Consider the following 11808-nt stretch of genomic DNA (forward strand, 5'->3'; position numbering starts at 1 on the left):
TTATCGGCGGGGCTATCCCGCCACTGACTGTGACCAGACGGCCGGCTTGCTCCGGCCGTCGGCGTTTCAGCCGTTGCCGATCAGCCCGCGGCGGTACTGCATCGCCTCGGCCAGATGCGCGACCTCGATCCGCTCCGAGCCGGCCAGGTCGGCGATGGTGCGCGCGACGCGCAGCGCCCGGTGGGTCGCGCGGCCCGACCAACCGAGCCGGCTGGCCGCCTTCTGCAGGAACTGGGTCGCAGCGTCATCGAGTCCGGCATGTTGCGCCAGTGCGCTGCCTTCGAGCTGCTGGTTGGTCTGGCCCTGGCGGCGTTCGGCGCGATCGCGTGCGGCCAGCACACGAACGCGTACCTGGGCGCTCGCTTCCCCAGGCGCAGCGCCGAGAAGATCCTGTGCCGGCAGGGCGGGTACCTCGACCTGCAGGTCGATGCGATCGAGCAGCGGGCCACTGAGCTTGCCCTGGTAGCGTGCGACCTGATCCGGCGTGCAGCGGCAGGCCCTCACGCTCGAGCCCAGGTAGCCGCAGGGGCAGGGGTTCATGGCCGCGACGAGCTGGAAGCGGGCCGGAAATTCGGTCTGGCGCGCCGCGCGCGAGATCCGGATCAGGCCCGACTCGAGCGGCTCGCGCAAGGCCTCGAGCGCGTTGCGCGGGAATTCCGGTAGCTCATCGAGGAACAGGATGCCATGGTGTGCGAGCGAGATCTCGCCCGGGCGCGGCGGCGAGCCGCCACCGACCAGGGCGACCGCGCTGGCGCTGTGGTGCGGCGCGCAGGTCGGGCGCGATCCCCAGTGCTCGAAGACGAAGCGCCCCGCCAGCGAGGCCACCGCGGCGGTTTCCAGCGCCTGTTCGTCGCTCAGTGGTGGCAGCAGGCCGGCCAGGCGTTGCGCCAGCATCGACTTGCCCGAGCCGGGCGCGCCGACCAGCAGCAGACTGTGGCCGCCAGCCGCGGCGATCTCGAGCGCGCGTCGCGCCGCCGCCTGGCCCCGGACATCGGCCAGGTCGGGTCCGGCAGCGGCGGGCTGCAGGGTCTTGGCCTCGACCCGGTGCCAGCCCGCGTCATCGGCGGCGGCTTCGGCCAGTGCGCTGCCGGCCGGTGCGAACTGGCGCGCGACATCGAGCAGATGGCGTGCGCGCCAGACCTGGGCGCCCCTGGCCAAGGCCGCTTCCTCGGCGCTGTCGGGCGGCAGCACCAGCCGGGTGGCGGCACCCGCACCAGCCTGGCGCAGCGCCAGTCCCATCGCCAGTGCACCGCGGATGGCGCGCAACTCGCCGCCCAGCGAGAGTTCACCCGCGAACTCATGTCCGGCCAGCCGGCTGGCATCGATCTGTCCGCTGGCGGCCAGGATGCCGAGCGCGATCGGCAGGTCGAAGCGGCCCGAGTCCTTGGGCAGGTCGGCCGGCGCCAGGTTGACCGTGATGCGCTTGTTGCCCGGAAACTCGAGCCCGGCGTTCTGGATTGCCGAGCGCACCCGCTCGCGCGCTTCCTTGACTTCGGTGTCGGCCAGTCCGACCAGCGTGAAGCTGGGCAGGCCGTTGGCCAGATGCACCTCGACCTGCACCGGCCGCGCCTGCAGCCCCAACAGGGTGCGGCTTTGCACCAAAGCAAGACTCATCTCGGCTTCCTCCCTGTTTGCGCGGGCTTGCCTATGTTGCAAGATCTCGGAGTGCACCAAATTGGTGAAATCAACGCGACAATGGTTTCATCTTAGCTGGCAGCAGGCCCGACGGGGCATTTTTTACCGGCTGTACTGGCGGCAGGCCAGGCTGGCACGTTCCCTGCATAGCTTGGGCATTGCATCAACGCCAACAGGAAGACCGATCATGAAACTGGTTTCTGCCATCATCAAACCCTTCAAGCTCGACGAGGTGCGCGAGGCGCTGTCCCAGATCGGCGTGCAGGGCATCACCGTGACCGAAGTCAAGGGCTTCGGGCGCCAGAAGGGCCACACCGAGCTCTATCGCGGCGCCGAGTATGTCGTCGATTTCCTGCCCAAGGTCAAGGTCGAGGCGGCCGTCACCGACGCGCTGGTCGAACAGGTGATCGAGGCGATCGAGAGCGCTGCCCGCACCGGCAAGATTGGTGACGGCAAGATCTTCGTCTTCCCGATCGAGCAGGTCGTGCGCATCCGCACCGGCGAGACCGGCTCCGAGGCACTCTGAATCTTTATTCCATCAGGAGATCATGGACATGAAAAAGTTGCTATTGAGTCTAGGTTTGGCGCTGGGGGCGACCGCCGCCCTGGCGCAGGATGGCGGTGCGGCCAGTGCGGCCGTTGCCCAGGTGACAGAAGTCGTCGCAGCCGCTGTGGCGGAAGTGCCGGTGCCCAACAAGGGTGATACCGCCTGGATGATGGTCTCCACCTTGCTGGTGATCCTGATGACCGTGCCTGGCCTGGCCCTGTTCTACGGCGGCCTGGTGCGCAGCAAGAACATGCTGAGCATCCTGATGCAGGTCATGGTGGTGTTCTCGCTCGCAGTCGTGCTGTGGTTCATCTACGGCTACAGCCTGGCCTTCACCGAGGGCAGCAGCTTCATCGGCGGCCTCGACCGTCTGTTCATGAAGGGCATCTGGGACAACGCCGCTGGCACCTTCGCCAACGCTGCGACCTTCAGCAAGGGCGTCGTGATCCCCGAGATCGTGTTCGCCGCCTTCCAGGCCACTTTCGCCGGCATCACCTGCGCGCTGATCGTGGGCGCCTTCGCCGAGCGCATGAAGTTCTCGGCCGTGCTGCTGTTCACCGCGATCTGGTTCACCTTCAGCTACCTGCCGGTCGCGCACATGGTCTGGTTCTGGATGGGCCCGGACGCCTACAGCAGCAAGGAAGTGATTGACGAGATGACCAGCAAGGCCGGCCTGATCTGGCAGTGGGGTGCGCTCGACTTCGCGGGCGGCACCGTGGTGCACATCAACGCCGCTGTCGCGGGCCTGGTCGGCTCCTACATGGTCGGCAAGCGCATCGGCTACGGTCGTGAGTCGATGGCTCCGCACAGCCTGACCCTGACCATGGTCGGCGCCTCGCTGCTGTGGGTGGGCTGGTTCGGCTTCAACGCCGGCTCGGCACTGGAAGCCAACGGCTTTGCCGGCCTGGCCTTCATCAACACCTTCGCTGCCACCGCCGCCGCCGTGCTGTCCTGGGCGCTGGGTGAAGCCCTGCTGCGTGGCAAGGCCTCGATGCTGGGTGCCGCTTCCGGTGCCGTCGCCGGCCTGGTGGCCATCACCCCGGCTGCCGGCAACGTCGGCATCGGTGGCGCGCTGGTGATCGGCCTGCTGTCCGGCTTTGCCGGCCTGTGGGGCGTCAACGGCCTCAAGAAGCTGCTCGGCGCGGACGACTCGCTCGACGTGTTCGGCGTGCACGGCGTCTGCGGCATCCTGGGTGCCCTGCTGACCGGCGTCTTCAACAGCCCGGACCTCGGTGGCCCCGGCTTCGTCGCCGACTGGTCCACCGCGACCATGGTGACCGCTGCCGACTACTCGATCGCTGCCCAGGTCTGGATCCAGGCCAAGGCCGTGCTGCTGACCATTCTCTGGTCGGGCGTGGTCTCGGTGGTCGCCTTCAAGGTGGTCGATCTGCTGGTCGGTCTGCGCGTCAGCGAAGAGTCCGAACGCGAAGGCCTGGACATCAGCAGCCACGGCGAAACCGCCTACAACCGCTGATCGCCAGCTAGCGATACAAAGAGCCCACCCGGCATGACCGGACGGCCCGTCCAGCCCAGGCTGGCGGGCCGTTTTTTTTCGTCTATCAGCCAAGCCGGCTTGTTTTTCGGACCTTTGTTCTCCCTGCGTTTGCGGGTCCTGCCAGCGTTTCCCAGCGCGGGGCAACAGTGCCACAATGGACTCAGGCAAGCTCAATAGCAACGAAAAAAGGAGAGGCGATCATGCTGTACCGTTTCAAGTCCAAGGCCAGTGGCGATGTCGTGATGCTGCAGCCCAACGGCAAGCAGTTGCTCGAGATCCTGGGCAAGGACCCCGCAGGTCCGGGCATCATCCTGCCGGAGCAGATCCCGGCGGCGATCAAGACCCTGCAGGATGCGGTGTTCGAGGAAGAAGCCGAGCTGCAGCGCGAGATCCAGGAGGCGCTCGCGCGCGAAGAGGACACGCCCGATCCGGACCGCATCACCCTGCGCGTGCGTGTTGCGCCCTTCATCGACCTGCTGCAGCACAGCTTGCGCGAGCATACCGAGATCATCTGGGGCGTCTGAGCCCGGTCGATGGTCATGAAAAAACCCCGGCACAGGCCGGGGCTGGTTCTTGGTCGGAGCCGCGCGGGCTCCGTTCAGCAAAGCCTGTCTGATCAGTCGGCGTACTGGCCGGCAGCGTCGATCACGGTCTTGAGCTTGGTGATCTGGTCGGCAACGAAGGCCTTGTGCTCGGCCGGCTCGATCCGCTTGTCGGTCGCGACGATGGCGCCCAGCGCTTCCTGGCGCTTGATGAACTCGGGGTCCTTGAGCGCCACCTTCAGTGCGTCGTTGATCTTCTTGGTGACGGCCGCTGGCGTGCCCTTGGGCGCATAGAGACCGTGCCAGATCGTCAGGTTGAAGTTCTTCAGCCCCATCTCGGCCAGCGTCGGATAGTCTTTCAGCAGCTTGTGGCCGCTCAGCGGCTTGGCGGTCGTGACCGCGAAGGCCTTGACCCGGCCGGCCTCGATCTGGCTGGTGGTGTTGGTGGTCTGATCGCACATCACGTCGACCTGGCCGCCCATCAGCGCCGTCATGGCGGGCGCCGTGCCGCCGAACGGGACGGTGGTCATCGCGGTGTTGAGCTTGATCGCGTGCTGCCACATCAGGCCGCACAGGTGCGAAGCCGATCCCAGGCCGGCATGCGCGAGGTTGAGCTTGCCGGAGTTGGTCCGGATGTAGTTCTCGAAGTCGCGGTAGGTGGTCGCCGGCAGCTGCGGCTTGCCGATCAGCGTCATCGGCACGTCGTTGATGATGCCCAGGTACTCGAAGTCCTCCAGCGGCTTGTAGGCCAGCTTGCGGTACAGACCCGGTGCCGATGCCATGCCGATATGCGTCAGCAGCAGGGTGTGTCCATCAGCCGCGGCCCGCGCGACCTTGGCGGTGCCGATCGTGCTGCCGGCACCGGCCGCGTTCTCGATCACGATGGTGGCGCCCAGCGGCTTGCGCAAGGCTTCGGCCAGGTCGCGCGCGACGCGGTCGGTCGGGCCGCCAGCCGCGAAGGGCACGACGATGCTGATGTTCTTGCTCGGGAAGCTCTGGGCCTGGGCCAGGCCGGCCAGCATTGAAAGGGCGAGTATGGTCAGACGTTTCATGTCATCTCCTAGTTAGTTCTCCGGCAATGGTAGAGCAAAAGTCCCGATGACTGGAAAGCACCCGTGAACCTGAATGTCTTGCTGCCCAATCTCGCCGTCGCAGCCCGCAATGTGCTGCCGATCGACGAGTTCGTGCCTGAAAGCGCCGGGTCTTGCTACATTTCAGCCTCACGCACCAGCGAGCCGTCCATGTCCAAGACCCTGTCCCTGCCCAAGAAACCGACCCCCGCGCCGACCCAGGCCGCCCGCCCCGCTGCCCGCGACTGGCGCGATACGGCCGCTGCCGGTCGCCCGGCGCCGTCCCGCTCGCCCGCCCAGAAGCCGCTGTCGCCCCGTCCCCAGCCAGCGCCGGCGCGTGCGCAGCCGGCGTCGCAGCGGCCCGCCGTGCCCCGGCGCTCGGGCTTGCTGTCCGACAGCGAGCCGGTGCGCCTGAACAAGCGCCTGTCCGATCTGGGCCTGTGCTCGCGCCGCGAGGGCGACGAGTGGATCGAGCGCGGCTGGGTGCTGGTCAACGGCAAGACCGCGCAGATGGGCCAGCAGGTCACGGCGCTCGATCAGATCGAGGTCGCGCCGCAGGCCACGGCCCAGCAGGGCGCGCGCGTCACCATCCTGCTGCACAAGCCGATCGGCTATGTCAGCGGCCTGCCCGAGGACGGCCACCAGAGCGCCGCCGTGCTGGTGCAGCCGCGCACGCGCTGGCAGGAAGACCGCACGCCGCGCCGCTTCGAGGCCGGCCACACACGCGGGCTGGCACCGGCCGGCCGGCTCGACATCGATTCGACCGGACTGCTGATCCTGACCCAGGACGGTCGCGTGGCCAAGACGCTGATCGGCGAGGACTCCGAGATCGAGAAGGAATACCTGGTGCGCGTGCACTGGGCGCCCAACGGCCCCAAGGGCGCCGGGGTCGTGGTGCAGAATCCACAGGCGGTGTTTCCGCCCGAGCGGCTGGCGCTGTTGCGCCACGGACTGAGCCTGGACGATCAGCCCTTGCGGCCGGCACAGGTTGAGTGGCAAAATGAGGACCAATTGCGCTTCGTGCTCAAGGAGGGCAAGAAGCGCCAGATCCGCCGCATGTGCGAGCAGGTCGGGCTGCATGTGGTGGGCCTGAAGCGGATCCGCATCGGCCGCGTCTTGCTGGGCAACCTGCCGCTGGGGCAGTGGCGTTTTCTCGGTGAGAACGAGCGTTTCTAAATCAAAGGGTTGGCATGCAGATAAGCAAGAAGCAGAAGATGGGGCTCGCGGTGACGCTTGCCGCCGTGCTCGCGGGCTGTGGCGGTGGTGGCGATGGGCAGGTCCAGCAGACTGCTGACGGTTATCTGGTCGACAGCGGCCTGGCACAGAAAGGGCCGCTGGCCCGCGGCTCGGTGGTCACGCTCAACGAGCTCGCCGTCAACACGCTGGCGCCCAATGGCAAGAGCTACACCTACGAAACGAGGGACGATCACGGCACCTTCTTTCCGACCAGCAAGTTCACCAGTCCTTATCTCGAGACGACCGCCCAGGGCTATTACTTCAACGAGGTCACCGGCAAGAGCGAACAGTGGGTGGCGCTGCGCGGGCTCAGCAATCTCTCGGTCGGGGCCGACCGGACCGTCAACGTCAACGTGCTCAGCGATGTCACGACCGAGCGCATCCGCAAGCTGGTCACGGGCCGGCCCGTGATGGCATTCAACGCCGCGCGCGCCCAGGCGCAGCGCGAGCTGCTCAATGCCCTGGGCATTGCGAATGGCGCCGAACTGCTGTCGGGCAGCTCGAGCGCACCGGGCAACTTCATGGAGCTGGACCTGAGCCAGGCGCGCCAGGCCGACCAGGCGCTGGCGGCGATCTCCGGCCTGGTGTCCCATGTCGGCAACCTGCGAAAGAGCGAGGGTGGCGTCACGGCCTTCCTGGGCGAGCTCGGCGCCGATCTCGCTGACGACGGCCAGCTCAACAACTCGATCAAGCTCGGCCGCAGTGTGACCGAGCAGTTGCAGCAGGCCGCGTTGGCGGTCAACTTCAGCCAGGTCGCGACCAACCTGAACCAGTTCTACGGCAAGCAGCTGTACAGCCGGACCGACCTCGCGCAATGGGTCGACAGCTCGGGCGGTAGCGACCAGGTGCTGGACCGCTACAAATACAGCAGAGACAACGTCCTGCTCGGCCAGGAAAGCCTGTCGCCGGCCTGGGTGGCCGGAGCCGATGACGCCGGCCAGTGTTTCTCGGTCAGCGGCGGCTTGCTGTACAAGAACGGCGTCCAGCAGGATGGCGCCGTGCTGGCGGTCAAGGGCGACCAGTTCACGCTCGGCATCACGCCTGCGGAGCCCGGCGCCCACACCGAATACATTCAGCGCAGCGCCGCCGTCGCCGCCCAATGCACTGGGCAGACGCCTGCCATGCGACTGTTGCAGTACCGGGTTTCGGTTGCGGCACAGGCCTCCATGCCGGTACCCGCGGATTACCTGGGCGCCAACCTGCCGAACATCAACGACTATGCCTACACACCGGTCTACGTCGATCTGGTCAAGCAGGCGCGTGCCTTCGGTCCGACCGATCACCCCTGGGGTGGAGCGACCGATGTCGTGCCTGTGGGCAGCGACGGCTGGCCGACAGGCGATTTCGGCCTCTTCCTGATGACCGTCCCCGGCCTGGAGGGCACCTACAAGGCCTCATTCACCGGCAAGGCTGACGTCAGTCAGAACGGGTCGTACAACACCAGAATCGAGAACCTGCGCTACGACATGATGCTCAACCGCAGCACGTTCGACGTGGTGCGCGGCCCAAATGCCATCAATCCCGACGCCACCAATATGGTGTTGGTCTTCAAGAACACCCAGCCCAGCGCTGCCAGCGCCAAGGGCACTGGCATCAAGGACCTGAAGGTGGTGCGTCCAGGCTACGACGCCCTCAACCCGCCGCTGTTCACGAACGAGTTCATCGACCATATCGCGCGCTTCAAGGTGCTGCGCTTCATGGAGTGGCTGCGCACCAACAACAATCTCAGCACCAGCTGGGCCACGCGCGCGCCACTCAACCGCCACTACATGTCTGCTGCCGGTGTGCCTTGGGAGCATGTGATCGCGCTCGCGAACCAGACGCAAAAGGACATCTGGATCAACATCCCGGTGGCTGCCGATGACGACTATGTGCTGCAGCTGGCCAGGCTGCTGAAATCGACGCTGAACGGCAGCAGCAAGATCTACGTCGAGTACAGCAACGAACTCTGGAATTCGCAGTTCAAGCAGTTCGGGACCAACCGCGACCTCGCGACCCAGGAGCTCTACGACAACCCGAAATCGGTGCTGGCCTACGACGGCAAGACCCATGTCGATGTCATCGGCTACCGGCGCATCGCCAAGCGCGGCAAGGAAATCAGCGACATCTTCCGCAGCGTCTACGGCGATGCCGCGATGATGACCACGGTGCGCCCGGTGTTCGCCAGCCAGGTGGTGCAGACCTATGTGGCCCAACTCGGCCTGGCCTTCATCGACGCCGTCTACGGTCCTTCGTCGCGCTATTTCTATGCCTTTGCCGGTGCGCCCTATTTCAACCTGGGCAGTCTGCAGCAGGTCGATGGCCTGAGCGCTGACGCCGTGCTGCAAGCCCTGGACGACTCGGTGACCGCGTTGCCGAAGCAGGCCTATTTCGAGAAGAACGTCGCTTTCGCCAGCTGGTACGGCTTGCCTTTCTTCGCCTACGAGGCGGGAGCCGATACCTTCGGCCCGGGCAGCATCGCGGCGAAGAAAGCCGCCAGCTTCGATCCCCGCATGCTTGACCTCTGCAAGCGCTACCTGAGCACCTGGTATGCGGGAGGTGGTCAGATGCTGATGTGGTACACCGCCGGGGCCAGCAACTGGGATACGCAGTACGGCACCTGGGGGCTGACCACTGACCTCGCGCTGACCGACACGCCCAAGACCCAGTGCATCGACCAGACTCGCAACGGCCTGCTGCCGCCGGTCAAGGCCCGCAACCAGGTGCCGGGCAGCTTCGAGGCACTGGCCTATGTGGAAAACTTCGAGCCCTATACCGAGCGATCCAAGGACCAGGTCAGGTATCTCCACCCTGAGAGCTCGGTCGATTACCTGATCTACGCCCCCCAGGCCGGCAGCTACGGGCTGGTCATCACGGCCGAAGCCGGTCGCAGCGGCAACCTGATCGACGTGATGGTGAACTCGAAGACTGTGGCGCCTGCCTTCGAGCTGCGTGCCGGCGGGTTTGGTGTTCAGCTCGACAACTCGCCGATCGCGATCAACCTGTCCCAGGGCTTCAGTACCTTGCGGATCAAGACCAAGGTCGAGAACGGCGGCTTTGGCCTGACCAGATTCACGGTGCGCTGAGGGCGCGAGCCCCAGTCGTCGCCCGGCACGGCCCTGGCGAGGACTGGGGCTCAACTGATGCCACCTTCTCCTCGGCCGTCAGGTGACCGCCCCGGCACTTGAAATCGGTATCGTTGTCGCCATTTGGCATCTGGTGGTCGTCAATCACCCGCGCTTCCTGCCTGCGGGGCTGATCGGCCTGCACCCGAATTCCACCTCGAGTTTTACTGCCCAGACCATGAGCAAACATACCCACGCTTTCCAGGCCGAAGTGGCCCAGTTGCTGCATCTCGTCACCCACTCGCTGTACTCGAACCAGGAAATCTTCCTGCGCGAGCTGGTCTCCAACGCCTCGGACGCCTGCGACAAGCTGCGCTTCGAGGCACTCGATGACGCCACGCTGTACGAGGACGCCCCGAACCTCGAAGTACGGGTGAGCTTCGACGCCGAGGCCAAGACGCTGACCATCACCGACAACGGCATCGGCATGAGCGAGTCCGAGGCCATCGCGCACCTCGGCACCATCGCCAAGAGCGGCACCAAGGACTTCATGGGCCGCCTGTCGGGCGACCAGAAGCGGGACGCGCAGCTGATCGGCCAGTTCGGCGTCGGCTTCTACTCGGGCTTCATCGTCGCCGACAAGATCACGGTCGAGTCGCGCCGCGCCGGTCTGAAAGCCGAGGACGGCGTGCGCTGGATCAGCGGCGGCAGCGGCGACTTCGAGACCGAGACCATCACGCGCGCCGCCCGCGGCACCAGCGTGATCCTGCACCTGCGCGACGAAGCGACCGAGTACCTGAACCGCTGGAAGCTCAAGACCATCATCTCGAAGTATTCCGACCACATCAGCCTGCCGATCCTGATGCGCAAGGAAGAGTGGGACGCCGAGAAGGGCGAGTCGGTGCTGCAGGACGAGTGGGAAGCCGTCAACTCGGCCAGCGCGCTCTGGACCCGTTCCAAGAAGGACATCACGCCCGAGCAGTACGCCGATTTCTACCAGGCGATCAGCTACGACCAGGAAGCCCCGCTGTCCTGGAGCCACAACCGCGTCGAGGGCAGCACCGAGTACACCCAGCTGCTCTACGTGCCGGCCAAGGCGCCGATGGACCTGTGGAACCGCGACAAGAAGGCCGGCGTCAAGCTCTACGTCAAGCGCGTCTTCATCATGGACGAGGCCGAGGCGCTGATGCCGACCTACCTGCGCTGGGTCAAGGGCGTGATCGACTCGGCCGACCTGCCGCTCAACGTCAGCCGCGAGCTGCTGCAGGAGAGCCGTGACGTCAAGGCGATCCGCGAGGGCAACACGCGCCGCGTGCTGGCGATGCTGGAAGACCTGGCCCGCAAGGATGTGCTGCCGACCGGCGCGGACTGGGACGCGCTGTCCGATGACGAGAAGCAGCAGGCCGAGCAGGACGCCGGCCAGTACTCGAAGTTCTATGCCGAGTTCGGCGCCGTGCTGAAGGAAGGCCTGGGCGAGGACTTCGCCAACCAGGACAAGCTCGCCAAGCTGCTGCGCTTCGCCTCGACCCAGAACGACGCGGTGGCAGTCAGCTTCGCCGACTACAAGGCGCGCATGAAGGAAGGCCAGGAGGCGATCTACTACATCACCGCCGACACCCTGGCCGCCGCCAAGAACAGCCCGCAGCTCGAGGTGTTCAAGAAGAAGGGCATCGAGGTGCTGCTGATGAGCGACCGCGTCGACGAATGGGCGCTGTCCTTCCTGAATCAGTTCGACGGCACGCCGCTGCAGTCGGTCGCCAAGGGTGGCGTCGACCTGGGCAAACTGCAGGACGAGGAAGAGAAGAAGGCCGCCGAGCAGGCCGCCGAAACCTTCAAGCCGATGCTGGAAAAGCTCAAGGAAGCGCTGAAGGACAAGGCGCAGGACGTGCGCGTCACGACCCGTCTGGTCGATTCCCCGGCCTGCCTGGTGGCCGAGGACCATGGCATGAGCACCCAGCTCGCGCGCATGCTCAAGCAGGCCGGTCAGCCGGTGCCGGACATGAAGCCTATCCTCGAAGTCAACGCCGAGCATGCGCTGGTCAAGAAGCTGGAAGGCTCGGCCCATTTCGACGACCTGGCGCATATCCTGTTCGACCAGGCGCTGCTGGCCGAGGGCGGCCTGCCGGAAGACCCGGCGGCCTATGTCAAGCGCGTTAACGCCTTGCTGGCCTGATCCCCTGACGCCAGGGCCGCTTCGGCCCTAAGATGAAACCGCCGCTCCATTCCCGGGGCCGGCGGT

General features: G+C 65.9%; 8 protein-coding genes. 6 read left to right on the forward strand and 2 right to left on the reverse strand.

The features are described from left to right. Window positions 1-66 precede the first annotated feature (66 nt). Window positions 67-1614 (reverse strand): YifB family Mg chelatase-like AAA ATPase, encoded by a 1548-nt coding sequence (locus tag C6P61_RS10660; protein WP_105729920.1) that lies wholly within the window; start codon window positions 1612-1614, stop codon window positions 67-69. A 208-nt stretch (window positions 1615-1822) separates the two neighbouring features. Between C6P61_RS10660 and C6P61_RS10665 the strand changes: the two genes are divergently transcribed. From C6P61_RS10665 to C6P61_RS10675, 3 genes are all read left to right on the forward strand, one after another. Beyond that, on the forward strand, window positions 1823-2161 hold the full coding sequence (locus C6P61_RS10665; protein WP_105729921.1) for a P-II family nitrogen regulator: 339 nt from the start codon (window positions 1823-1825) through the stop codon (window positions 2159-2161). A gap of 28 nt (window positions 2162-2189) precedes the next feature. Then, complete coding sequence (locus C6P61_RS10670) at window positions 2190-3656, forward strand: ammonium transporter (RefSeq protein ID WP_105729942.1); 1467 nt, start codon at window positions 2190-2192, stop codon at window positions 3654-3656. 221 nt (window positions 3657-3877) lie between these two features. Next, complete coding sequence (locus tag C6P61_RS10675; RefSeq protein WP_105729922.1) at window positions 3878-4201, forward strand: DUF1840 domain-containing protein; 324 nt, start codon at window positions 3878-3880, stop codon at window positions 4199-4201. A 92-nt stretch (window positions 4202-4293) separates the two neighbouring features. Here C6P61_RS10675 and C6P61_RS10680 read toward each other — a convergent pair whose 3' ends face one another. Beyond that, a complete protein-coding gene (locus C6P61_RS10680; RefSeq protein ID WP_105729923.1) occupies window positions 4294-5271 on the reverse strand; it encodes a tripartite tricarboxylate transporter substrate-binding protein in 978 nt (325 codons plus the stop codon). 63 nt (window positions 5272-5334) lie between these two features. Between C6P61_RS10680 and C6P61_RS10685 the strand changes: the two genes are divergently transcribed. The 3 genes from C6P61_RS10685 (at window position 5335) to htpG (ending at window position 11742) form a co-directional block, all read left to right on the forward strand. After that, window positions 5335-6465 (forward strand): pseudouridine synthase, encoded by a 1131-nt coding sequence (locus tag C6P61_RS10685; protein ID WP_342352621.1) that lies wholly within the window; start codon window positions 5335-5337, stop codon window positions 6463-6465. Window positions 6466-6479: 14 nt separating this feature from the next. Further along, window positions 6480-9590, forward strand: coding sequence for a hypothetical protein (locus C6P61_RS10690; RefSeq protein ID WP_105729924.1), 3111 nt, complete (start codon window positions 6480-6482; stop codon window positions 9588-9590). 217 nt (window positions 9591-9807) lie between these two features. Then, entirely contained in the window at window positions 9808-11742 is a 1935-nt protein-coding gene (gene htpG, locus C6P61_RS10695; RefSeq protein WP_105729944.1) for a molecular chaperone HtpG, read from the forward strand. Window positions 11743-11808: the final 66 nt, after the last annotated feature.

This window comes from Malikia spinosa (assembly GCF_002980625.1).
Taxonomy (GTDB): domain Bacteria; phylum Pseudomonadota; class Gammaproteobacteria; order Burkholderiales; family Burkholderiaceae_C; genus Malikia; species Malikia spinosa.

Coding starts and splice junctions, on each gene's coding strand:
- C6P61_RS10660 (WP_105729920.1), bottom strand. CDS start 1,614: ATGAGTCTTGCTTTGGTGCAAAGCCGCACCCTGTTGGGGCTGCAGGCG.
- C6P61_RS10665 (WP_105729921.1), top strand. CDS start 1,823: ATGAAACTGGTTTCTGCCATCATCAAACCCTTCAAGCTCGACGAGGTG.
- C6P61_RS10670 (WP_105729942.1), top strand. CDS start 2,190: ATGAAAAAGTTGCTATTGAGTCTAGGTTTGGCGCTGGGGGCGACCGCC.
- C6P61_RS10675 (WP_105729922.1), top strand. CDS start 3,878: ATGCTGTACCGTTTCAAGTCCAAGGCCAGTGGCGATGTCGTGATGCTG.
- C6P61_RS10680 (WP_105729923.1), bottom strand. CDS start 5,271: ATGAAACGTCTGACCATACTCGCCCTTTCAATGCTGGCCGGCCTGGCC.
- C6P61_RS10690 (WP_105729924.1), top strand. CDS start 6,480: ATGCAGATAAGCAAGAAGCAGAAGATGGGGCTCGCGGTGACGCTTGCC.
- htpG (WP_105729944.1), top strand. CDS start 9,808: ATGAGCAAACATACCCACGCTTTCCAGGCCGAAGTGGCCCAGTTGCTG.